We start from the raw sequence: 21,662 nt of genomic DNA, 5'->3' as shown, positions 1-21,662 counted from the left end.
ATTTGAGATTCAAACGCTGCTTTTTTTATGCCTTACTACTACAAATAGCAAGTCGCCTTTAAACGCAAAATATTCTCCTGACTTTCAAATGATTCTCCAATTTGATTTCGTGAGCGCTGTCGATAATAGGTCATGGCTATTTTCCATTGATCGCTTAGTCTATAACTTAATCCACACACTAGGCGCACCCGATTTGAAAATCGTTCTTTTTCTTTATCCTCTTTGACAAAAAAGGCCTCAGTCCAAATCAATAAATTCAATGACTTGTTCATGGATGGATTTTTTTGTGTCAATGCCATTGTCATGCCCAATTGCTCACGAACTCGCAAAGATCCCGAGTTTAACTCAGCTGTGCTTAAATATATCTGCCGCCACTCGAATTTTAGGTGGTTATAAAATATAAATCTGCCCTTGTTTATAAAATCGAATTTTATCCCCAACACAGGCCTCAGTTCCCTTTTGCTCAGCGTATCATTTTCATTAGTAGAGAAGCCTTGCAGAACACCATTCAATTCTAGATTGGGAATCAACAAATAGTCTGCCCCAAATCCAATGATCCAACTGTTCCATTGGTCATCGCTGTCATATTCAGTTTGATATTCGAGTTTACCTCTAATTACGAAATTTGATTTCGTATTATACTTCACTTCACCGGCCAGCCAAAGTTGACCCGAGCCCCGAGAATCCTGCGCTTCGACCTTAGTAGGTACAAAGAAGCATGTCAAAAAATAGAACCCAAACCATATGACAGAAGATCGAAACATTATTTTTCCTTCATCCGCCACAGGTAGGAAACAGAAAGCACTTACTGAATAATTCCATCACTAATAAGAGCATTTACAAGCATTTTGGAATAAGTTTTAGTAATGCTCTTCGATGGATCTGTAATTTCACTCTGAGAGGCCCAAACTAATGCATCTTCCTTATTTCCATCTTCAGTTATTTCATAGAAGTGGTTTTCAAGCAAGTAGGTAGTCGATTCTGAATAGTATCCTGGATCATAAAACCCTGGTCCGTATCTGTATCCATAATAACCTCCAAAACCATATCCTCCATACATATACATGTTGGTGCCCTGGACATACTCCATAGATTTATCTTTATCAACCAGTGTAACTGATATTACAGCATCTACACCTTCCTTTAGTAAGGTGCTTTTGATCTGCTCAGGCTTCAGCGATTCTGACTGCATTGGATTAAGGATGGACATGCCAGAAACAGCCGTTATTCCCTTATCAGCTAAATATTCCACCATAGTATCCTGAAACTCCATAGCGACCTGTAAGTTTCTTCCGCTTGAAAAAATGGCTACTTTCTTATACTTAGTAGTTTCATAGTTTGGCTTTGTCCAGGTAAAAGACAACTTCGGCGCACAAGACCCAACAAACAAAAGAGTTGCAATTACTGCTATTTTATATTTCATGGTTTTTAAAATTTCAAAAATTAATCGTTTTCAGTACGATGGAAAATTATCTTTCAAAAGTAATGCAGAAAGTGAAGTTGCCACACATTATCCATTTAAACTCTTAGAGTCAAAACCAAAAGGCAATAAGTCTCCCACTGTAGTTTTCAGTATTTCATTGTTGGGACGTACAAAGAGCAGTTGAATCGGTTCAGACTGGTTACTTTCATACTCCATCATGGCTTGCCTGCAGTTGCCACAAGACGATGCCATAACAAAATCTTTGGCTCCTTGAGGTTTGGCGACAATAGCAATCATTTTTATTTTTTGCTGTGGATAATTGGCACCAGCACTAAAAATAGCTACGCGTTCGGCGCACAATCCAGAAGGGTAGGCCGCATTTTCCTGATTACTACCTTTGATTACCGCTCCTCCTTCTAATAAAACAGCTGCCCCAACGTGAAATTTGGAATAGGGCGCATAAGCTTGATCCAACATTCCTTTCGCTTCATCAACCAGTGTCTTTTGTTCCGAGTCTAATTCGGAATAATCCAATAATTCTGCCTCTATCTGATGAGTTATCTTTTTGGCCATGGTCGGAAATATGGGTTTAAATGCACTAAAGCAATATGGACAATTTAATACTTATTTTTTTAAGTAAATGTTTTGTTAGTGGCCATGAAATTCAAATAATTTGCTTCTTTTTTAGACCAATCAACGACCCAAAAACAGCACAATACCCAAAAACATAATACAACTAAAAATGAAAAAAGTACTTGTACTTGGTGCAGGAAGATCTTCTTCTACCCTCATAGAATTTCTACTTAAGCACGCCGAACCCAACGACTGGCAAGTAGTGGTTGGAGATTTGGATGAAAAATTAGCCAAGGAAAAAATAAAAGACAATTCGCGAGGAGAAGCTATATCATTTGACATATTCAATGAGGCCCATCAACAAAAATTGACTTCAGGATTTGATTTGGTGATTTCCATGATGCCGGCTTCCTTTCACATCCATGTAGCCAAAATTTGCGCCGCGCATGGTATCAACATGCTAACAGCTTCCTACGTAACTGACGAGATCAAAGCCCTCAGCAGCGAGTTTGAAAAAAATGGAGCCGGATTGATCATGGAAATGGGACTTGACCCTGGGATTGATCACATGTCTGCCATGAAAGTATTGGACAGAATTCGAAATGCAGGACATGAGCTCCAAGCATTTGAAACCTTTACTGGAGGGCTATTGGCACCAAGTGATGATGATAATCCATGGGAATACAAGTTCACATGGAACCCAAGAAATGTCGTGTTGGCGGGCCAAGGTTTTGTAAAATTTATTCAGGAAGGCCGCTACAAATACATCCCGTATCAAAAATTATTTAGAAGAACAGAAGTGATACACATTCCTGAATATGGATACTTCGAAGGATACGCTAATAGAGATTCTCTAAAATATCTTGATGCCTACAAACTAAGAGGAATAAAAACACTCTACCGAGGAACTTTAAGAAGAGTAGGATTTTGTAAAGCTTGGGATGTCTTTATCCAGTTAGGCGCAACCGATGATACCTACGAGCTACATGATGTATCAAATATGACTCATCGTCAATTTATCAATTCATTTCTATCCTTCAACCCAGATGACTCTGTAGAACTAAAATTGGCACATTATCTAAACCTTGATTTAGAATCTGATGAGATGTTTAAACTCAAATGGCTAGGCATGTTCGAAGACGAGCTTGTTGGATTAGATAAGGGCACTCCTGCACAGATATTAGAACACATTCTGAAGAAAAAGTGGACCATCGAGCCTGATGAAAAAGACATGATTGTGATGTGGCACAAATTTGTGTATCTACAGGGAAATGAAACAAAGCAAATCCAATCTTATATGGCTATAGAAGGCGAAGATTCTATCAATACGGCCATGTCTAAGACTGTTGGGCTTCCGCTAGCTGTGTCAGCACAGCTGATTCTACAAGAAAAAATGAGTCCGAAAGGCGTTCATATTCCTACAGAGAAAGATATCTACGAGCCAGTACTCAATGAGCTTGAATCTCATGGTATTACCTTTAAGGAGTGTGAGATCAAATAGTCAAATAGCTGACAATCACTCATGATGTACTAAACATTTTTCAGGGAAGACCAAAGGCCAATTGTCTTTCCTGAAAAATGATATGATTCGACTCCCGTTTATCCTCCTTTATTTGTTGCTATTTTCTTGTCAAGAAAACGACTCTGAGCCTACTATTTATACCATAAAGGGATTTGTGTCCGCAGATGATGAACGAGGTCGCTCATTTGAAATTGATGATCACAGTGGTTTTGAGGTCACATTGATTGTAGAGGAAGAGTCAGTCCAAAACGTTTTATCAGAGAAAAATGGTTCCTTTTCATTTGAGGTAGAGGACTCTTTAACTTTTGACTTAAAAGTTGAAAAGGAAGGATACGCCGAAGTAACCTACACGGACCTTACTCTCGAAAATGAAAGCATTCATATCCGAGTGCCTTCCATTCCAATTTATACCATTAGCAACATCAATTTGGACAGCGAGTCTGTAGTTCAACAAATTCTGTTCGAAATGGACGTTAAAAATTTTCTATCCAGTAGATATAACAAAAAATACTTTAGATTTTTTATTCATACCGAATCTAACCCCTCCAAAACAAATTATTTGGTCACGGGCAAGCTCGGTATACCAGTTTCTTCCGAAAGGGTAACTCCTCTTAATAATGAGGATGCAAGAATTCAATCCTCTATTTCCACATTCCCTTATTTAAACAATTTTCATAGCGGTCAAACAGTATATTTTGCCTTCTATTCCACGTCAGAGTATGATCCATATATCTATGACGAATCACTAGATTTAAATATTTACACCGGTCTTTCAACAGACTACCTAGTCATTTCTACAGTCGTTCCTTAAACTTTCTCTTCAACATTGATTACGCCGAGATTACTTTCCATTTAACCCTTTTTATATATTTGCCTTCAGTAAAAAAATAGACCGAAATGGGAAGAGCATTTGAATTTAGAAAAGCACGAAAACTGAAGCGATGGGGAGCCATGTCACGGACATTCACGCGAATTGGAAAAGACATTGTAATAGCTGTAAAAGCTGGTGGTCCTGACCCAAATACCAACTCACGTCTTCGTGCGGTCATGCAAAATGCCAAAGCCGCCAATATGCCCAAGGATAATATTGAGCGCGCCATCAAACGAGCTTCTGACAAGGCTCAAGGTGATTTCAAAGAAACACTCTTTGAAGGCTACGCACCTCACGGTATTGCCGTATTGGTAGAAACCGCGACCGACAACAATAATAGAACAGTGGCTAATGTGAGAAGCTATTTCACCAAATGTGATGGTAATTTAGGTACATCTGGTTCTGTTGAGTTCATGTTTGAGCATCAGTGCAACTTCCGGTTGAATAAAGAAACTTTGGACTTGGATGCCGAAGAATTGGAACTTGAACTGATCGACTTTGGCGCCGAGGAAGTTTTTGACGACGAGGATGGCATGATGGTATATGGAGGTTTCGCAGACTTCGGTTCATTGCAGAAGTACTTTGAAGAAAACAACATTGAAATTTTATCTTCTGGCTTTGAAAGAATCCCTACCACAACCAAAGAACTGAGCGAAGAGCAGCAAGAAGATGTAAACAAGCTATTGGAAAAATTAGAGGAGGATGATGACGTGCAAAATGTCTTTCACACCATGGCTTAAATCATGAGCCTTTGGGGAGGGTAAATTCAAAAATGGAGCCTTTACCCTCTTCACTTTTGATATTAAATTTTCCCTTGTTGAGTTTTATAAATTCTTTGGATAGGACTAAGCCTAATCCTGTGCCCTTTTCATGTTTGGTTCCTAAAGTAGATTTCAACGAGTTTTTTTGAAGAATCAACTCAATCTGCTCTTGCGACATTCCAATTCCCGTGTCCTTAATTTGAACCACCACGGCCTCTCCGTTAGGCATGGCCTCAAGACTAATCGTCCCCCCTTCGCTAGTGTATTTAATTGCATTATTAAACAGATTGGCCACTACACTACTAAAAATGGACTTGTCGGCATACACTTTTATATCCTCATTAATTCCTACTTTAACCTTTAATTTCTTCAGGTTAGCATTAATTTGATACGCCTCGATTGCTGAATGTACTAAGTCCCGCAAAGTGTAATTTTCAGGATTCAATTCAATGACTCCTTGTTGTGATAAAGCCCAATTCAGCAGATTATCCAATAATCGATAAACACTTGATGAAGAGTTAGCCAGTAAATTGAGGGCATTTTGATGAACTTCAATATCTCCCTTTTGCATCTTGAGCAATTTGGTAAGCTGAAGAATGTTTGCAATGGGCCCCCGAAGATCATGAGCAATTACTGAAAATAGCTTATCTCTTGATTGTAATGCGTTTTTCAGTTCGACCTCGGAAGTTTTCAATGCAGTGATGTCTCGCGTAAAACAAGCCACCCCAACTATTTTTTCTTCGACAAGCACTGGATTGTAAGCAATTGAAATATGAACTGCGGGCTCTTCAAATTCATGAGTTTCCACTATCTCAAACTTCTCACCTCCTAAGGCCCGATCATATCGTTCCTTCCAAATGGTGCGATGAGGCTCAGGTAGATAATCGATAATTATATCTCCCAATTTGAGGTCACATCTAAAGACCCTATCAAATTCTCGCTTAAAAACGGAATTCATAGTCACAATCGCATATTGATCGCTGACTGACCATATACTATCTGTGGTATTTTCTATCTGCGCAAATAAATTGGCCTCGCTTTCTTGAACTCGCATTTCTGCGCGTTTACCAACCGATATATCCTTAGACGAACAGGCCACACAGAGTATTTCTCCGTTTTCAAAAACAGGATTGAAGGAAACCTCAACGTACTCTGGTACTCCCTCTATTTCAAATCGATCCACTACTGTGAATTTCTCACCTTTCAGTGCCTTTTTATAGCGATCAAACCAGATAGAATAGATAGGCTCCGGAACATTGTGTAAGACATTCATTCCAGCTTCAAGCTTATACCCAAAGGCGCGCTCATAGTCATCAGCCATGTTCTGGTTGACGTATGTACAGACCAGATTAGAGTCATAAGACCACAACCGATCATTAGTATTTTCCAGTTGGGCGATTAAATATTTTTGCTGCATTACCCGAGAATCTTACTAAAAGATAAGCATTTTCAGGCAAGAATCAGAACAAGTCGAAAACGACTAATCGATTTTACTTCTTAAAAATCCAACCAACACACCTAAACCATTCTTTAGCGAGTCGTTATTATTTGGAATAATTATATCGGCATCTTGCTTAAATGGCTTGATAAATTTCTTATAGGTGGGCATAACATGCTTATCAAAGCGATACAGCACATCATCCAAATCATAGCCTCTTTCTTTTGCATCCCTCAGGATTCTGCGCTTTAGCATCAAGAAATCTTTGGCATCCACGAATACTTTCAAGTCCAAAGAAGCCACAACTTCTTTGAGATAGAATACAAAAATACCTTCTACCACTATGATAGAGGAAGGATTAAAGGTGAGCATTTTGGGCTCTACCTTAGGGTTGTTAAAAGTGTATTCCTGACGTGTAACGGTTTCTCCTCGCTTCAATTTAGCCACATCTTCAGCAAAGGCTTGTTGGTCAATGGATTCTGGTTTATCAAAGTTTTGAACACCATTTTTATCCACCGGTTGCTCATGTCTCGGACGATAATAGTTGTCTTGAGAGACAATGCAGAGTTCCTCTTCACTAAAAGACTTTTTCAATTCATTGAGCAACAATGTTTTTCCGGAAGCGCTTCCGCCTGTGATCCCAACGATATAGGGTGTGGCCATGAGTTTAGTTATTGATCTTGATTCAAAAATATATGCAATTTTAGACAAAAATTAAGTTGGTGAGATGGAAAACGCAAGATTCGATTTTCAGTATATTTAGCTACTTTTAGTTAAAACAATTACCACCATGAGTACAGATCATCAAGGACAAGTAGAAAAAATATTAAAAGAACTAGGTAAAAGAATAGATGAATTGATTCTAGAAGCCAAAGGTGCTAAAGATGATATTCGTGATGAGGTAGAAGACAAAATCAAGGATCTCAAAAAGAAAAAGAGCAAACTTGACGAAGAATATCAATCCTTCAAAGACAAAAATGAAGGCAAATGGGAAGAGATAAAGACGCATCTAGTTGCTGCCGCAGAAGAGATTAAAAGAGCAGCAGAAGCAGCTTTCAAAAAGAAATAATGATTACTTAAATAAAAACAAAAAAGGGTCAGCAATTAGTTGCTGACCCTTTTTTAATATCTAATCGAAATGATTTAGTTCTTTCCTCCAAAAAGGAAGAAGCCAATTCTGATGCCTAAATAGCTATTCTTCACATCAGCTCCATTTTCGTCATATTTTGGAATCAGGTTATAATCCAAGTTCATATTGAAATGACCAAAATCAAATCCAATCCTCGGATAGAATCCAAATTTTGTTCCAAAATCTGCCTCAACATCACCTCCATCTATATCAGCTTCCACTGTTCCCAAGGAGTATAATCCGAAACCGGCACCAACGTATGGCCTGAAATTACTATCGCCAAAATAATATCGGCCATTTAGTGTATATGAACCGACCGCTGATATCTCTGAATCAACCCCGACAGTTACTTCCTTTGCCATTGCCGCTGATTCGAGTCTAAAACCAACTGCTATTTGATCATTTATTCTATATGATGGCTCAAAATCCACCAATACCCCAACTCCTCCTGCTCCAGGAGATGCAAAGCCTAGTCCAAAGTACAACTGAAATGGCTTATAGTCTTGAGCCATACTTACAGTAGACACGCCAAGAGCTAATAAAATAATCGCTAATGTTTTTTTCATGATTCTTTTGTTTTGATTAAGTATAAATCTGATTATTGTTTTGAGAAATGATTGAATTTTTCACCTCTCAATTATTTTTTCAAGATAGTGAATTATTCAAATAATTGAGATCCATTTGTCAGTTCTATTTTATTTCCGACTTTCTAAGCTTTATAGCTTCTATATTTGTATCCGCATTTTTTAAAACATACTTCATGCCTCCAATTGCACTTTCTGTCGAAAAATTAACCAAGAGTTTTAACGACAAGCAACTTTTTGAAAACATTACATTTGGGATAGAACAAGGTCAAAAGGTAGCCTTGGTTGGTGTAAACGGATGCGGTAAATCCACGCTGCTGAATATAGTGGCTAAACAGATTAGCCCTGATGAAGGAGTAGTCTCCTTTGCCAGGGATTTGAAAGTTTCCATCTTAGATCAAGCCCCAGATTTGAGTGGCTACAACACCGTTCTGGATTCTATTACTGAGGGCGACCATCCTGAAGCAAAAGTGCTCAGTGAATATTGGAAACTCATAGAAAAACCCGACCCATCGGACAAAGATCAGGAGCGCATGCAGGAGTTGATTGAAAAGATTGACAGTCTGAATGCCTGGGATTATGAACATCGACTCAAAGAAGTCCTAGGGAAATTGGGCATCAATGACCTTAATCAATCAATCAAGGACATGTCAGGAGGGCAGCAAAAGCGAATTGCACTCGCTAAAGCACTTCTCGACGAGCCTGATTTTCTCATACTCGATGAGCCAACCAACCACCTGGATCTGGATATTATAGAATGGATGGAGGAGTATCTTTCTTCTCAAAATCTAGCCATTCTAATGGTGACTCACGATAGATACTTCTTGGATAAAGTATGTAATATGATCCTCGAAATGGATCAGGGTCAAATCTTCAAATACAACGGCAACTATAGTAATTTCTTAGAAAAAAAATCCGAAAGAGAAGAAGTACAACAACAAGCCAAAGACAAAGCCAGAAACCTCCTATCCAAAGAGCTAGAATGGATGCGTCGCCAGCCGAAGGCACGGGGTACTAAAGCCAAATATAGGATTGACGCTTTCTACGAAACGAAAGAAAAAGCCAATGTAGATCTCCGGAAGTCCGAAATGGAGATCAAAATTAGTGGCAAACGACAAGGGAAGAAAATATTGGAACTTGACAAGGTTTCGAAGTCATTTGGTGACAAAGACATTTTTGCAAACTTCTCTCACATTTTTACTCGAGGTGAAAAAGTAGGTGTCGTTGGGAAAAATGGCACTGGAAAATCTACCTTTCTCAACGTACTTACCGGTGTATTAGCACCTGATGCCGGTACCATCGACAAAGGGCTTAATACTTCTTTTGGCTATTATACTCAGGACACCATTCAAGAGGATGGTGGAAAAACCGTCATCGAGGCGATCCAGGAAATTGCTGAAGTGATAACATTGGAAGACGGCAGTACAGTGACAGCTTCTCAGTTGCTTAATCAATTTTTATTTCCACCTAAATCTCAATATTCACATATTTCGAAATTAAGCGGTGGGGAGAAAAGAAGACTACAACTATTGAAGGTCTTGATGGCCAATCCCAATTTTCTGATTCTGGATGAACCTACCAATGACCTGGATATTGTCACGCTTAATATACTAGAAGACTATTTAGATAATTTTGGTGGTTGCCTACTGATCGTGTCTCACGACAGATACTTTATGGACAAGCTGGTGGATCACCTATTTGTATTGGATGAAACACCTTCCATCCGAGATTTCCATGGCAACTATACTGACTATCGTTTAGAGCCTCCTAAATCTAAAACAAGCGCTAAGGCCCCGGTTTCACCGACTAAAGAGGAGCCGAAACAAAAAAGCGAAAACCAAAGGAAACTTACTTACAAAGAGAAACAGGAGTTTGAATCCATTGAAAAAGAAATGCCCAAACTGGAGGCAAGAAAAGAAGAATTAGCTGGGCTATTGAACTCGGGAGAAACTGATCATGTTCAGCTCACCGAATGGTCTACCGAAGTAGAGCGGATCGTGGAGAAACTCGATGAATTAGAGATGCGCTGGTTGGAATTATCAGAAATCAGTTGAACCGGTCATTTGGTTGAATGACCACTGAACAAGAATTTTTTCTTTCTTCTTGATAATTGCCTAATTTCCAGCTCATTTAAATAACAAACGATGAGAAAATTACTATTTACAATCACCCTCACCTCCATCTTCCTATACAGTTGTAACAAGCCAAAAGAAACCACAACTCCAAAGGCTACGCCCGATATCAGAACACAAGCTGAAACGTTAGCCAAAAAGTTTATTATTACTGATGGCCATATCGACTTGCCATACAAACTTGCAGAAGAAGGTTATATGGCAAAAGGCACAATTCCAGATTTGTCAGGAGAAATCGATGGTAATTTTGACTATATCAAGTCGAAAAAAGGTGGATTAGATGTGCCTTTTATGTCGATCTATTTACCTGCATCATTACAAAAAACTTCTGGTGCTTCTAAAGTCTTGGCTGACTCACTCATTAGCATGGTAGAGCAAATTGTTGATACTTACCCCGCTCATTTCGCTCTAGCTGGGAGTCCAGCAGAAGCTATTCAAAACTTTGAAAAGGGCCTAATTTCCCTTCCTATGGGTATGGAAAATGGATCAGGCATAGAAGACAACATTGAAAATGTGAAATACTTCTATGACCGTGGTATCAGATATGTGACATTGACGCATTCGAAGAATAATCTAATCTGCGATTCTTCTTACGACCCTACAAGAAAGTGGAATGGTCTAAGTCCTTTTGGAAGAGAAGTAGTAAAAGAAATGAATGCCCAAGGCATCATGGTTGATATTGCCCATGTCTCAGATAGCACCTTCTATCAGGTAATGGAAATGACCGATGTGCCTTGTATTGCCTCACACTCTTCGGTCAGACAATTCACTCCTGGATTCGAAAGAAACATGAGCGATGATATGATCAAGTTGCTGGCTAAAAAGAATGGGGTAATCCAAATCAACTTTGGTTCTACTTTCTTATTACAAAAATCACGTCAATTGTATGATACGGCTAAAATGGCACTCAAGGAGTACAAAGCACAAAATCCAAATGCCAGCGATTCCGCCATTACAGCTTTCAGCAACCAGTGGCTGATAGATAACGATTTCTTTGCGGATGTAAAAGATGCTGCAGATCACATCGATTACGTTGTAAAGCTAGTAGGAGTAGATTATGTTGGACTGGGGTCAGATTTCGATGGTGTAGGCAATTCACTACCTAACCGATTGAAAACTGCAGCAGACTATCCTAAACTGATCGAAGAATTACTCAACAGAGGGTACTCAGAAGAAGATATTGAAAAGATCTGTTACAAGAATGTATTCCGCGTTTGGGATGCTGTACTAAAAGCGGCAGGAAAGAGCTAAGACCAAACCGGTCACAAATACACCAAAGAGTGTCCGTATTCGAGACACTCTTTTTTTATTTCTTATTTGAATTATTTACAACACACTGCATTACAGATAGTTACAGAGTTTGGCACAGCGATTGCCAAAAGATAAGTAAGGTCAAAAACTCAAACTTTACTCAAGAATTTAAACCTACTGTAATGAAGAAATTGAATGGCAGATATTCCAAAATACTCCTGATCTTATTGGGTGTATTGGTGGCTATCGTGATTGGGTTTCAATCCAATGCAGTAGGTTTCGATTCTGAGGCTGATTTGGATAATCAAGAATCGATTGAGCAGACCCCAGCATTTGACCCCTCAGGAAAACTTCATATCAAATTGTTGAGTTTGCTGAAGTAGCAGTTCAAAATAATATTGAAGTATCTTTTAAGATTTTAAAAGCATTTTTAACTTACTAATCAAACACCAAGATTATGACTAGACGACTTACACGATCTTCTGACAAAATGCTAGCCGGCGTATGTGGCGGTATTGCTAACTATTTTGATTTGGACCCTACATTAGTGAGAATAGGATATGTAGTTCTTTCGATTTGTTCTGTTGGATTTCCAGGTATGCTCGTTTACTTGATTCTGTGGTTAATCATGCCTGACTATTAAGTCATTTTCGAATAGGTATTAATCCAGCGCTCGGGCACTTCTCCTTTAGTAGCTAATTCATAGTCCGAATAATCACATGGCACAATATAGTGTCGATCATAGATCCCAATGTGCGTAGCATTGGGGACTTCCATCCACCATTTGTCTGACAGCCTACTTTTATAAAACACAATAGATTCTGGCTCAGCATCCATGGTTACGACATACTTCATATAGTCGTTGGTCTGAAACCCTTTTTCGTCTTTCCTGTTTTTGAATCCTTCTATAAAATACCAAAGCATGGTGGCAATCACCATCGCCGTTGGGTTCTCAGCCGTTTCCTTTTCAGGATTGTACTCATAGATGCCCACTGAGCTCAACTTATCATTCATACCGGCATACCACATGATCTGGCAAGCTTCTTCACCTGTCAATCCAAATATTTCACTCCTATTGCCTCCAGGGCAATAAATGGATTGGATAGCCGATAGATCAAAAGTGAGCATATCCGCTTCCCTCACCAATGGCTCCATTTTTTTGATGTCATCTCTCAAGGCTCCTAAACGAATGGGATTAAAACTCAATTGCTGTAGCACTTTGGTTGCAGAGGCATTCACCAAATAAGACTGATGGGCTAACTGACTATAGTTGAATAAGTAGTTCGGCTCGTGGGTAAAAATACGATGGATGTGATTTTCATTCGGATCCGACTCGGTTTTGTCATTCAGATCGAAGCGAGAATCTACATTAAGAATACTCACCATCTTTTCCTCTTCCTGATAGGCCAGATACTGACCCAAGTCCAAATCATGTGATCCACCAATCAATATTGGCAATATATCTTTGGACATGAGGTAATGGCAAACAGACTGAATTCGCTTATAAGTTTCATCCAAATCAGGACCATTTCTCAGATTGCCCAAATCCACCACATTGCATGTGCCTTCTCCTTTCTTCAAGCCATATAGTCGCTCTCGGATTAGTTTTACGCCTGTATCATTCAAAGCACCGCTTCCTCGAGTTTCTAGCAAGCCTATAATAGCTACATCCATCAGTTTGATGTCAGGCAATTTGTCCTCGTTGAGATAAACAGATTGAATAAAAGAATCGGTCGAAAATCTACGATTGGATAGGCTTTGATCTACAGGATCGAAATAGAGCTTCAAGTCCATACTACAGGCATTGTTAAGGTGATGTCTTTGTCAAAACTACATAAAAAAACCCTGACGATACCGTCAGGGTTTTTGGTTTATTTTCTTCTGATTTTGGTTTGGAATTATCCACCGAAATCATCAAATGATACATTCTCATCTGGTACGCCCCAATCGTCGCACATCTTCAATACGGCCTGATTCATCATCGGAGGTCCACAGAAGTAGAATTCGATATCTTCAGGTGACTCATGTGCTTTCAACTGGTGATTGATCACCGCATCGTGTACAAATCCTAGAAAACCGTCACCTTCTTTGTCATCGATTGATTTTTTCTCTACCCAATTATCTTCTGGTAATGGTTCAGACAATACAATTTCAAATTGGAAGTTCGGAAATTCTCTTTCGATCTGTCTGAAATCCTCTTCGTAGAATAATTCTCTCTTAGATCTACCACCGTACCAGTAAGTTACTTTTCTACCAGTCTTCAACGTGTGGAATAGGTGGAATAAGTGAGACCTCATCGGCGCCATACCAGCACCACCACCTACGTAGATCATTTCTGCTTCAGTCTCTTTGATGAAGAATTCACCGTAAGGTCCAGAAATAGTTACTTTATCTCCTGGCTTTCTAGAGAATACATAAGAAGAACAGATTCCTGGGTTTACATCCATCCATGCATTTTTCGCTCTGTCCCAAGGTGGAGTGGCAATACGAATGGTCAACATCACGATGTTGCCTTCTGCAGGGTGGTTGGCCATCGAGTAAGCTCTGAACACTTCCTCGTCATTTTTCATTTTCAAATCCCAAAGACCGAATTTATCCCAATCTTCTTTGAATTTGTCTGGACCAGCAGGATCGTTAGGATCTGGTGCTATGTCAATATCTTTGAAATCAACTTCTACCTTTGGTACATCGATTTGGATGTATCCACCGGCTTCGAAATCAAGGTTCTCACCTTCAGGCAACCTTACGATAAATGCTTTAATGAAAGTGGCCACATTATAGTTGGAGATCACTTCACACTCCCACTTCTTGATACCGAAAATCTCTTCAGGAATCTCGATATCCATGTCTTGCTTCACTTTTACCTGACAAGCCAGACGAACATTTTCCTTTTGCTCCGTTCTGCTCAAGTGACCTACTTCTGTTGGCAATACATCACCACCTCCGTCTGTCACTGTACATTTACACATGGCACATGTACCACCACCACCGCATGCAGATGGTAAGAATATTTTTTGTGCACTCAATGTAGTCAATAAGGTAGAGCCCGCTGAAGCAACTACTGGATTAGCCGAATCCCCGTTGATTACCAGGTTTACATCACCTGATTGTACCAATTTTGATTGTGCAAAAAGCAAGATAAAAACCAATAGAAGGATTACGAGCGTAAAAGCAACTATTGACGTAAATATGATAAAGGACATCTTTCTTAAATTAAATTTTCTGTCTCCAATTTTCAGCCACAAATATAAAAGAATAAATAGTAAAAAATCCTCCTGCCTTCTTCAATTAAATAGCACTAAAGCCTAATTATTTCTATTGTTATCGACTTTAATTTTAAATCATTGGAAATCATACTTTTGGGTGAGCCCGAAATTAGCCTGACTAGGTATATTTGATCAAATCAAATTCTATTATTATGAAAAGAGTAACTGGTATTGGCGGCATCTTTTATAAAAGTAAAGACCCACAAAAAGCAAGAGAATGGTACGGCAAACATTTAGGCTTGGTGACTAATCAGTATGGTTCGTTATTCGAATTCCGACAAGGGAATGACCCAAAAAAAATTGGTTACCTCCAATGGAGTCCGATGGGTGCGGATACAAATTATTATGACCCTTCTGAAAATGAGTTTATGATCAACTATCGGGTAGAAAACCTAGTGGAACTGTTAAAGGTTTTGAAAGAAGAAGGTGTGGAAATCGTGGGCCAAATGGAAGAATATGAATATGGCAAGTTTGCCTGGATCATGGACCCAGAAGGCCATAAAATAGAACTCTGGGAGCCTATTGACTCAGTCTTCACTAAAGAATATAATGGTCAGACCACCATGTAATAATTCAGTATCTTGTACTATTAAATAAAAAACTCATGAATCCCATACTTAAAAATATATTAGCCCTCGTTGCGGGAATCGTCATCGGCAGCATTGTAAATATCGGCCTAATCATGCTTGGCCATACAATTGTTCCTCCACCAGAGGGTATGAATCCCATGGATATGGAAAGCCTCAAAGAATTTATGCCCATGTTCACACCAGCTCATTTCGTAGGCCCATTTTTGGCTCACGCCATAGGAACTTTGGTTGGCGCATTCGCTACGGCGAAGATCGCTGCCAATCATCAACTCAAATTTGCCCTCGGTATTGGCATTTGGTTTTTATATGGCGGTATTTCGATGGTGATCGACTTCCCTAGCCCGATGTGGTTTAATATTCTGGATTTAGCTGTTGCTTATTTGCCAATGTCTTGGTTAGGGTGGAAATTTGCGAACGTCAATTGATGGAATCGTTTAAATGACCAAGGCTTCCTTTTTTTTCTTATTGCTGGCTATTATCTCCTGTTCATCTAAACAGGAATCAAAAGTAACCCTTGCGGTAGCGGCTAATATGCAACACGCTATGGAAAGTCTGATTAATGAATTTGAGTCAACCTATAATATCAAAGTAGAAGCATCTAGTAGTTCTTCAGGTATTTTGACCACTCAAATAAGACAAGGAGCTCCTTTCGACATTTTCTTATCAGCGGATCTTAATCATCCGAATTTGCTCTATGCTGAAGGCCTTGCTTCATCACCTGAAGTGTATGCAAAAGGAAAGTTGATCCTCTGGACAGTCAAAAACGATATTACGCTTGATTTAGGAATCAATTCTTTACTTGATTCAGGTATAAAGAAAATTGCTCTTGCAAATGCAGAAACTGCTCCATATGGTTTTGCAGCAGCACAATCTTTAGAGGTTTCTGGACTAAAAGAAAGATTAAATACTAAGCTAATCATAGGTGAAAGCATCAGTCAGGTCAATCAATACATCCAATCCGAAAACGTGGATATTGGGTTTACCAGCCAGTCTGTTCTCTATTCCACCTATTTATCTTATCCCGGAACTTGGATACCTGTTCCTGACACACTTTATTCTCCCATTCGTCAGGGAATTGTACTGTTGAATCATGGCAAAAAAGAAAACCTTTCGAATTCAAAACAGTTTTATAAATTCATGTTTTCGGAAAGGGCAAAGGAAATCTTATCAAATTACGGATACAACGTCTCTCAATGATTGAGTGGAATACTATATATATCACTTTCAAGTTGGCAATCATTACTACGTCGGTATTGCTCCTAGTGGGTATTCCCTTGGCCTATTGGTTAGCCTATGGCTCATCAAAATTGAAATTTATTTTTGAAGCATTGATTGCTCTGCCCCTTGTTTTGCCACCAACTGTATTGGGGTTTTATTTGTTAATTGCTTTTAGTAGTCAGAGTTCATTGGGTAAATTTTTAGATTCCCATTTTAATCTCAGCATTGCCTTCACCTTTTCAGGTTTGGTTATTGGCTCAGTGATTTATAGCTTACCCTTTATGATTCAGCCTATCCAGGCCGGGTTTCAGCAGCTATCACCGTCTCTCAAGGAGGCTTCTTATACTTTAGGCAAATCCAGATGGCAGACGTTAACCATGGTACTGTTGCCCAATATTAAAAGCGCTCTTCTTACCGGTATTGTTCTCAGCTTTGCTCATACCATTGGAGAATTTGGGGTGGTATTGATGATAGGGGGAAACTTGGATGAAACCAGAGTGGCGTCAATAGCCATCTTTGACAGCGTGAATAGACTGGACTATGCTACAGCGCATTCGTATTCACTTCTTTTACTACTATTCAGCTTTGTTATATTGGCCTTAGTTTATTTCTTCAATAAGAAAGCTATGACTTCTTTCAGATGATTGCTTTCAATCTAAATAAGAAATTTTATTCCTCCCATAAGGAAGTCGACATCCGGGTCAACGCCCAACTGGAAGAGGGGAAAATAACGGCTATCTATGGAAAATCGGGTGCTGGAAAAACAAGTGTTTTGAGAATGTTAGCAGGATTGTTAAAACCTGACAAGGGAATGATCACCGTAGGAAATGACTCCTGGTATGATCATAAAAAAAACCACCAGACAAAGCCAAATAAAAGAAATATCGGAATGGTTTTTCAAGACTATGCACTCTTCCCTAATATGAGTGTATTGAAAAACATTCAGTATGGTTTAAATAGTGACCGAAATGAGGAATTAGTCAATCGTATTATCGAAATTTCTGATTTAGGCAATTTACTAAATCGTATGCCTTCGCAATTATCCGGAGGACAACAACAGCGGGTAGCACTTGCCAGGGCTATAGTTAGGAAACCAAGATTATTGCTGCTGGACGAACCACTTTCTGCACTTGATACCAGCATGCGCACAAAACTTCAAGAAGAAATTCTTGCTATGCAAAATCTGATACAAACCACAATAGTCTTAGTCAGTCATCATTTACCTGAAGTTTTTAAACTAGCAGACCATGTGTTGGTCATGGATGAAGGTCAGTTGATCCAACAAGGAACTCCTTCAGAAGTATTTATGAATGATGGCGAAACCCAACTTACCGGAGAGTTGATTTCCAGTAAAAAAGAAGGCGATCAAACCATATTAAAACTCATGGTTGAAGGAAAAGTAGTCAGTGTCCAACTTCCTAAATAGCTACCTGATGTTAAGACTATTTCCAATGTATTTCTATTTTGGTTTTGCCTTCGTTAGACGATTGCATTTTTTCAACCCAAACACTTTCCAGAACAGCCCATTTTTTGATTCCTTCCATAGTTAAGAAACCATTAAAATCGTAATCTTGTGAGGCGAACCCAATAGAGTTTTCTCCAATGTTTCCTTTTTTGAAACCGCTTAATTCACGCGCGTAGAAGCTCACTATATCATCAAAGTCACCATTACTGTGATAAATCACTGAATTTAGAAAAGGACCCTTTATATCTGGAAACATTCCTGTTAGCAACTGTTCTGATTGTTCTTCATTCATATAGGTGACCAGTGTACTATTTTCATAAACCGGCAACCCCACATCCGACGCACTGATGGTCCCTCCCATAGACTGTAGATATTGATCCAGTTCCTCCATTCCATCATTTTCAAAATCATCATTCTCATATATTTGCTGAACCAGCTTTTCCTGACATGCATAAAAATCATCCTCGTTTATGCTAAGTTTTTCAATCAAATTGTACTGAGCGAAATCAGATGCCTCTGCAGCCAATGACGCTATGGCCTCCGCTCCCTGATATTCTAATTCTTCTTTGATGTATTCATTAATTCCTTCTTCTTTAAAAAAGGACTCCAATGAGGATTTAAATTGCGCTTCGTAATCGGACCGGCTGAGGTTTAAGCAGGAAGAAATATCCATTTCATCAAGGTCTTGATTAATCAACTTGATGGCTTCTTTTATTATTTGATTTTTGGTGTCTTGAGCTTTTAAATTCTGTGTGAAAAAAATCACAAAAAGGAGGTAGGTAAGTTTTACTTTCATTGTTGTACTTGAGTTATATTATGTTGAAAAATGTCCTAATGACAATTCCAAACCATCATTAAATTGAGCTAATAACGGATCAACTTATTAGAAGTTTCATCAAGAAAAACTTAGCACTTTAAACCAGGTCTTTTTTATCCTATTGTACTTGATAGTACTTGGCAAAGACTTCCAAAAGTACTTGCTGGTTTCGACAGAGAATGACGGCTGCATATAGCAGTTGATCGTGCAGCCTTCGCAGGCGGGGAGCTTGCCTTCAGTAGCAATTTGGCGCTGCACTTCCGTGGAATGATAGAGAGATTCTAAATTTCCCTGAATGGGAAATGATCTTTCACCCAAATGATAACAAGGCAAAATCAATTCATTCTCCGGGCTAATCACTAGTGTGGTACTAGCTGCTTTACAGACCGAATCAGCTACATGGTTGCCACCATCCCTTCTCAGCTCCACAAAAGCCTGATTGAGGAATACATTTTTCTTTTTGCCCCAATGCTCTAATTCATCAAGCGTTTCAGATGAAAGGCTGTCGCCAACTTGATTGTACTCAAAGGCCGGGTTGAGAATAAGCACCAAATCGTTGGGTAGACAGATCTGCTCATAGACGGCCTGGATGTCCGACTTATTTTCCTCGAATACAGTAAACAAAATATCCGGTCGCTCACCTAATGATTTTGCAAGCGTAATCGACTCCATCACAAAGTCAAAACAAGCTACCCCACGCATGGTGTCATGTTTTTCTTTGTCGGCCGTGTCCAAACTAAAATGTAGCATATCCACTTTGCCTTTGAGCCGTTCGGCAAATTTTGGGTAAAGCAAGGCATTAGTGGTAAGGGTGGTAATAAAGCCCATCTCTTTGGCCAGCACGAAAAACTGATCGATCTGCTGATGCAAGAGCGGTTCACCACCTGTAAAGTCGATGACTTTCACCCCGAGTTTTTTAAGTGCCGATAGGTTTTCACGTACGTTATCCAGCGTTACATATGGGGATGGTTTTTCCCATATATCACAAAACCCACATTTGGCATTGCAGCGATACGTTACATAATAATTGCAAAGGACGGGATGTTTGATAAGTCTCATCCCCATCGACTATTTCTTAGCCTTGTTTTCGAAAATACCGGTAATGGTCAAAGACGAGTTTCGTATTTTATAGAAAAGGGTACAATTCCCACAGGTAGTCTCCCGCATGCCAGTATAACTTGATTCTATACCTGCAAAGTTGTAATTGGATAAAAACTTGACGTTGGAACGGATTAGAAAAGCTAATTTTTTGCACTCGTTTTTATGACCATCTCTTTTGAAATACTTCTCCAAAATTTTCTGTCTTTCTTCGCGAGCAGTATTTGTCCAAATTACTTGTTTAGCCATTCGTCCTCCTCTACTTGAATTGACTTTTCCGGAACTACCGTTTTGCCAGCCATCTCCGCTTCGCTCAGCTCTAGCAATTTTCTCTGGCCGTCCGTCAGCTTGACGGCTTTAGTTTCTTCTCTCACAATACCCGACGCATCTACGTTCTTGAGCAATTGAGCCAATTCAAAATCATCGCGATCCTTTTCACTGATTTTCTTTGCCTCAATATCCAAAGAATGCAATAGCTCAAGCACATACTTAAGCTCCTTTTCTGTTTTGGGACTGATAAGAATAGAATCCATTAAGTCAAAATTATGGATTTTTATTTGAAACAAAATAGCCTATCTGTATCCATTAAGAAATTCCTCATAATAAATCAAATCTCCCTGCCCTTCAAAAGGTAATTTCTATCCTTTCGGCTATTTTTGCGGCATGACAAAAGAGGCGCTATTCGAACAAATCCAACAGAAGCAATCCTTTCTCTGTGTGGGTTTGGACACTGATATCAAAAAAATCCCCACTCACCTGCTAAACACAGAAGATCCCATCTTCGAATTCAATAAGGAAATTATCGATGCCACCAAAGAATTTGCCGTGGCCTACAAGCCCAACATTGCTTTTTACGAAGCCATGGGCGCAGGAGGGTGGGCATCACTGGAGAAAACGATCAATTATATTCCTAAAGATATTTTCACGATTGCAGATGCCAAGCGTGGTGATATCGGGAATACATCTTCACTATACGCCAGAGCGTTTTTCGACAATTTGAATTTCGACTCTGTGACGGTGGCACCCTATATGGGGTCCGATTCGGTAAAGCCTTTTCTAGAATTCAAAGACAAATGGGTCATCCTATTAGGTGTAACCTCTAACGAAGGAGGTAAAGATTTTCAATTTCTGGAATCAGAGGGCAAACCACTCTATCAGCATGTGATGGAAACTTCATCTCAATGGGGTACCGATCAAAACATGATGTATGTAGTAGGTGCCACACGACCAGAATATCTGCAAGACATACGAAAAATCATCCCTGATCATTTTCTATTGGTTCCTGGAGTTGGTGCACAAGGTGGAGATCTTCAAGCTGTTTGTGAAAATGGTATGAATGATCAATGTGGTCTACTGATTAACTCAACACGAGGAATTATATATGCCTCTTCGGGTAAAGATTTTGCTGAAGCAGCACATAATGAAGCGAAAAAACTGCAAGCCGAGATGGCGCCTTTTGTTGAAACTTTAAAGTAAAAAGCCAAAAGTATTAGGATGACGATAGAAATATTTGAAGATATCCTT

26 protein-coding genes are annotated in these 21,662 nt (G+C 39.3%); 14 read left to right on the top strand and 12 right to left on the bottom strand.

Annotated features, from left to right (window positions below):
* Positions 1–38: 38 nt before the first annotated feature.
* The 3 genes from R8N23_RS04740 to cdd form a co-directional block, all read right to left on the bottom strand.
* Entirely contained in the window at positions 39–764 is a 726-nt protein-coding gene (locus R8N23_RS04740) for a DUF2490 domain-containing protein (RefSeq protein ID WP_318170418.1), read from the bottom strand.
* A 41-nt stretch (positions 765–805) separates the two neighbouring features.
* Entirely contained in the window at positions 806–1,423 is a 618-nt protein-coding gene (locus tag R8N23_RS04735; protein WP_318170417.1) for a hypothetical protein, read from the bottom strand.
* Between the two features lie 87 nt (positions 1,424–1,510).
* Positions 1,511–1,996 (bottom strand): cytidine deaminase, encoded by a 486-nt coding sequence (cdd, locus tag R8N23_RS04730; RefSeq protein ID WP_318170416.1) that lies wholly within the window; start codon positions 1,994–1,996, stop codon positions 1,511–1,513.
* 169 nt (positions 1,997–2,165) lie between these two features.
* Between cdd and R8N23_RS04725 the strand changes: the two genes are divergently transcribed.
* The 3 genes from R8N23_RS04725 (at position 2,166) to R8N23_RS04715 (ending at position 5,129) form a co-directional block, all read left to right on the top strand.
* Positions 2,166–3,497, top strand: coding sequence for a saccharopine dehydrogenase family protein (locus tag R8N23_RS04725; RefSeq protein ID WP_318170415.1), 1,332 nt, complete (start codon positions 2,166–2,168; stop codon positions 3,495–3,497).
* Between the two features lie 82 nt (positions 3,498–3,579).
* Positions 3,580–4,329, top strand: a complete 750-nt coding sequence (locus R8N23_RS04720; protein WP_318170414.1) for a hypothetical protein — start codon at positions 3,580–3,582, stop codon at positions 4,327–4,329.
* 86 nt (positions 4,330–4,415) lie between these two features.
* Positions 4,416–5,129: a YebC/PmpR family DNA-binding transcriptional regulator gene (locus R8N23_RS04715; RefSeq protein ID WP_318170413.1), complete on the top strand. Its 714-nt coding sequence runs from the start codon at positions 4,416–4,418 to the stop codon at positions 5,127–5,129.
* A gap of 1 nt (position 5,130) precedes the next feature.
* Here the strand turns inward: R8N23_RS04715 and R8N23_RS04710 are convergent, their stop codons facing one another.
* On the bottom strand, positions 5,131–6,567 hold the full coding sequence (locus R8N23_RS04710; RefSeq protein WP_318170412.1) for a PAS domain-containing sensor histidine kinase: 1,437 nt from the start codon (positions 6,565–6,567) through the stop codon (positions 5,131–5,133).
* A 63-nt stretch (positions 6,568–6,630) separates the two neighbouring features.
* On the bottom strand, positions 6,631–7,251 hold the full coding sequence (locus tag R8N23_RS04705) for a uridine kinase (RefSeq protein ID WP_318170411.1): 621 nt from the start codon (positions 7,249–7,251) through the stop codon (positions 6,631–6,633).
* A gap of 127 nt (positions 7,252–7,378) precedes the next feature.
* Here R8N23_RS04705 and R8N23_RS04700 point away from each other — a divergent pair, with 127 nt between their 5' ends.
* On the top strand, positions 7,379–7,657 hold the full coding sequence (locus R8N23_RS04700) for a hypothetical protein (RefSeq protein ID WP_318170410.1): 279 nt from the start codon (positions 7,379–7,381) through the stop codon (positions 7,655–7,657).
* 74 nt (positions 7,658–7,731) lie between these two features.
* Here the strand turns inward: R8N23_RS04700 and R8N23_RS04695 are convergent, their stop codons facing one another.
* Positions 7,732–8,283 (bottom strand): outer membrane beta-barrel protein, encoded by a 552-nt coding sequence (locus R8N23_RS04695; protein WP_318170409.1) that lies wholly within the window; start codon positions 8,281–8,283, stop codon positions 7,732–7,734.
* Positions 8,284–8,477: 194 nt separating this feature from the next.
* On the opposite strand from R8N23_RS04695, the gene R8N23_RS04690 reads away from it, so the two are divergent.
* The 4 genes from R8N23_RS04690 to R8N23_RS04675 all read left to right on the top strand — a co-directional run bounded on the left by R8N23_RS04690 (position 8,478) and on the right by R8N23_RS04675 (position 12,327).
* A complete protein-coding gene (locus tag R8N23_RS04690; RefSeq protein ID WP_318170408.1) occupies positions 8,478–10,355 on the top strand; it encodes an ABC-F family ATP-binding cassette domain-containing protein in 1,878 nt (625 codons plus the stop codon).
* A gap of 90 nt (positions 10,356–10,445) precedes the next feature.
* Positions 10,446–11,684, top strand: coding sequence for a dipeptidase (locus R8N23_RS04685; RefSeq protein WP_318170407.1), 1,239 nt, complete (start codon positions 10,446–10,448; stop codon positions 11,682–11,684).
* Between the two features lie 182 nt (positions 11,685–11,866).
* Entirely contained in the window at positions 11,867–12,067 is a 201-nt protein-coding gene (locus R8N23_RS04680; protein WP_318170406.1) for a hypothetical protein, read from the top strand.
* Between the two features lie 74 nt (positions 12,068–12,141).
* Complete coding sequence (locus R8N23_RS04675; RefSeq protein ID WP_318170405.1) at positions 12,142–12,327, top strand: PspC domain-containing protein; 186 nt, start codon at positions 12,142–12,144, stop codon at positions 12,325–12,327.
* On the opposite strand, the gene R8N23_RS04670 is transcribed toward R8N23_RS04675, so the two are convergent.
* Complete coding sequence (locus R8N23_RS04670) at positions 12,324–13,478, bottom strand: formimidoylglutamase (RefSeq protein ID WP_318170404.1); 1,155 nt, start codon at positions 13,476–13,478, stop codon at positions 12,324–12,326. The two genes, R8N23_RS04675 and R8N23_RS04670, sit on opposite strands and share 4 nt — an antisense overlap.
* 104 nt (positions 13,479–13,582) lie before the next feature.
* Positions 13,583–14,887: an NADH:ubiquinone reductase (Na(+)-transporting) subunit F gene (gene nqrF, locus R8N23_RS04665; protein ID WP_318170403.1), complete on the bottom strand. Its 1,305-nt coding sequence runs from the start codon at positions 14,885–14,887 to the stop codon at positions 13,583–13,585.
* A 215-nt stretch (positions 14,888–15,102) separates the two neighbouring features.
* Here nqrF and R8N23_RS04660 point away from each other — a divergent pair, with 215 nt between their 5' ends.
* From R8N23_RS04660 to R8N23_RS04640, 5 genes are read left to right on the top strand one after another with little or no spacing between them, the layout of a single operon-like run.
* Entirely contained in the window at positions 15,103–15,519 is a 417-nt protein-coding gene (locus tag R8N23_RS04660) for a VOC family protein (protein ID WP_318170402.1), read from the top strand.
* A 35-nt stretch (positions 15,520–15,554) separates the two neighbouring features.
* The gene (locus tag R8N23_RS04655; RefSeq protein ID WP_318170401.1) at positions 15,555–15,965 is read left to right on the top strand and encodes a hypothetical protein; all 411 of its coding nucleotides are present in this window, start codon (positions 15,555–15,557) and stop codon (positions 15,963–15,965) included.
* 13 nt (positions 15,966–15,978) lie between these two features.
* Positions 15,979–16,737, top strand: coding sequence for a molybdate ABC transporter substrate-binding protein (gene modA, locus R8N23_RS04650; protein WP_318170400.1), 759 nt, complete (start codon positions 15,979–15,981; stop codon positions 16,735–16,737).
* Positions 16,734–17,402 (top strand): molybdate ABC transporter permease subunit, encoded by a 669-nt coding sequence (modB, locus tag R8N23_RS04645; RefSeq protein WP_318170399.1) that lies wholly within the window; start codon positions 16,734–16,736, stop codon positions 17,400–17,402. The genes modA and modB overlap by 4 nt, the downstream gene beginning before the upstream one ends.
* Entirely contained in the window at positions 17,399–18,184 is a 786-nt protein-coding gene (locus R8N23_RS04640) for an ABC transporter ATP-binding protein (protein ID WP_318170398.1), read from the top strand. Before modB ends, R8N23_RS04640 begins: the two co-directional genes overlap by 4 nt.
* 16 nt (positions 18,185–18,200) lie before the next feature.
* Here the strand turns inward: R8N23_RS04640 and R8N23_RS04635 are convergent, their stop codons facing one another.
* The 4 genes from R8N23_RS04635 to R8N23_RS04620 form a co-directional block, all read right to left on the bottom strand.
* On the bottom strand, positions 18,201–19,019 hold the full coding sequence (locus R8N23_RS04635) for a hypothetical protein (RefSeq protein WP_318170397.1): 819 nt from the start codon (positions 19,017–19,019) through the stop codon (positions 18,201–18,203).
* A gap of 99 nt (positions 19,020–19,118) precedes the next feature.
* Positions 19,119–20,099: a radical SAM protein gene (locus R8N23_RS04630; RefSeq protein WP_318170396.1), complete on the bottom strand. Its 981-nt coding sequence runs from the start codon at positions 20,097–20,099 to the stop codon at positions 19,119–19,121.
* 9 nt (positions 20,100–20,108) lie between these two features.
* Positions 20,109–20,387, bottom strand: a complete 279-nt coding sequence (locus tag R8N23_RS04625; RefSeq protein WP_318170395.1) for a hypothetical protein — start codon at positions 20,385–20,387, stop codon at positions 20,109–20,111.
* Entirely contained in the window at positions 20,372–20,671 is a 300-nt protein-coding gene (locus R8N23_RS04620; protein WP_318170394.1) for a hypothetical protein, read from the bottom strand. Before R8N23_RS04620 ends, R8N23_RS04625 begins: the two co-directional genes overlap by 16 nt.
* A 130-nt stretch (positions 20,672–20,801) precedes the next feature.
* Between R8N23_RS04620 and pyrF the strand changes: the two genes are divergently transcribed.
* Complete coding sequence (gene pyrF / locus R8N23_RS04615; protein ID WP_318170393.1) at positions 20,802–21,614, top strand: orotidine-5'-phosphate decarboxylase; 813 nt, start codon at positions 20,802–20,804, stop codon at positions 21,612–21,614.
* Positions 21,615–21,662 lie beyond the last annotated feature (48 nt).

It is taken from the genome of Reichenbachiella sp., from assembly GCF_033344935.1.
Classification (GTDB): Bacteria; Bacteroidota; Bacteroidia; order Cytophagales; family Cyclobacteriaceae; genus Reichenbachiella.
The sequence above is the reverse complement of the archived record's forward strand: the minus strand, read 5'-3'. Positions and strand labels throughout refer to the sequence as shown.

Excerpts from the sequence above, each read along its gene's own strand:
- R8N23_RS04670 (WP_318170404.1), bottom strand. The coding sequence starts at position 13,478 with ATGGACTTGAAGCTCTATTTCGATCCTGTAGATCAAAGCCTATCCAAT.
- R8N23_RS04690 (WP_318170408.1), top strand. The coding sequence starts at position 8,478 with ATGCCTCCAATTGCACTTTCTGTCGAAAAATTAACCAAGAGTTTTAAC.
- R8N23_RS04705 (WP_318170411.1), bottom strand. The coding sequence starts at position 7,251 with ATGGCCACACCCTATATCGTTGGGATCACAGGCGGAAGCGCTTCCGGA.
- modA (WP_318170400.1), top strand. The coding sequence starts at position 15,979 with ATGACCAAGGCTTCCTTTTTTTTCTTATTGCTGGCTATTATCTCCTGT.
- R8N23_RS04635 (WP_318170397.1), bottom strand. The coding sequence starts at position 19,019 with ATGAAAGTAAAACTTACCTACCTCCTTTTTGTGATTTTTTTCACACAG.
- R8N23_RS04695 (WP_318170409.1), bottom strand. The coding sequence starts at position 8,283 with ATGAAAAAAACATTAGCGATTATTTTATTAGCTCTTGGCGTGTCTACT.
- R8N23_RS04675 (WP_318170405.1), top strand. The coding sequence starts at position 12,142 with ATGACTAGACGACTTACACGATCTTCTGACAAAATGCTAGCCGGCGTA.
- R8N23_RS04630 (WP_318170396.1), bottom strand. The coding sequence starts at position 20,099 with ATGAGACTTATCAAACATCCCGTCCTTTGCAATTATTATGTAACGTAT.
- R8N23_RS04710 (WP_318170412.1), bottom strand. The coding sequence starts at position 6,567 with ATGCAGCAAAAATATTTAATCGCCCAACTGGAAAATACTAATGATCGG.
- R8N23_RS04700 (WP_318170410.1), top strand. The coding sequence starts at position 7,379 with ATGAGTACAGATCATCAAGGACAAGTAGAAAAAATATTAAAAGAACTA.
- R8N23_RS04655 (WP_318170401.1), top strand. The coding sequence starts at position 15,555 with ATGAATCCCATACTTAAAAATATATTAGCCCTCGTTGCGGGAATCGTC.
- modB (WP_318170399.1), top strand. The coding sequence starts at position 16,734 with ATGATTGAGTGGAATACTATATATATCACTTTCAAGTTGGCAATCATT.
- cdd (WP_318170416.1), bottom strand. The coding sequence starts at position 1,996 with ATGGCCAAAAAGATAACTCATCAGATAGAGGCAGAATTATTGGATTAT.
- R8N23_RS04735 (WP_318170417.1), bottom strand. The coding sequence starts at position 1,423 with ATGAAATATAAAATAGCAGTAATTGCAACTCTTTTGTTTGTTGGGTCT.
- R8N23_RS04715 (WP_318170413.1), top strand. The coding sequence starts at position 4,416 with ATGGGAAGAGCATTTGAATTTAGAAAAGCACGAAAACTGAAGCGATGG.
- pyrF (WP_318170393.1), top strand. The coding sequence starts at position 20,802 with ATGACAAAAGAGGCGCTATTCGAACAAATCCAACAGAAGCAATCCTTT.
- R8N23_RS04660 (WP_318170402.1), top strand. The coding sequence starts at position 15,103 with ATGAAAAGAGTAACTGGTATTGGCGGCATCTTTTATAAAAGTAAAGAC.
- R8N23_RS04640 (WP_318170398.1), top strand. The coding sequence starts at position 17,399 with ATGATTGCTTTCAATCTAAATAAGAAATTTTATTCCTCCCATAAGGAA.
- R8N23_RS04740 (WP_318170418.1), bottom strand. The coding sequence starts at position 764 with ATGTTTCGATCTTCTGTCATATGGTTTGGGTTCTATTTTTTGACATGC.
- R8N23_RS04625 (WP_318170395.1), bottom strand. The coding sequence starts at position 20,387 with ATGGCTAAACAAGTAATTTGGACAAATACTGCTCGCGAAGAAAGACAG.
- R8N23_RS04720 (WP_318170414.1), top strand. The coding sequence starts at position 3,580 with ATGATTCGACTCCCGTTTATCCTCCTTTATTTGTTGCTATTTTCTTGT.
- R8N23_RS04725 (WP_318170415.1), top strand. The coding sequence starts at position 2,166 with ATGAAAAAAGTACTTGTACTTGGTGCAGGAAGATCTTCTTCTACCCTC.
- R8N23_RS04680 (WP_318170406.1), top strand. The coding sequence starts at position 11,867 with ATGAAGAAATTGAATGGCAGATATTCCAAAATACTCCTGATCTTATTG.
- R8N23_RS04685 (WP_318170407.1), top strand. The coding sequence starts at position 10,446 with ATGAGAAAATTACTATTTACAATCACCCTCACCTCCATCTTCCTATAC.
- R8N23_RS04620 (WP_318170394.1), bottom strand. The coding sequence starts at position 20,671 with ATGGATTCTATTCTTATCAGTCCCAAAACAGAAAAGGAGCTTAAGTAT.
- nqrF (WP_318170403.1), bottom strand. The coding sequence starts at position 14,887 with ATGTCCTTTATCATATTTACGTCAATAGTTGCTTTTACGCTCGTAATC.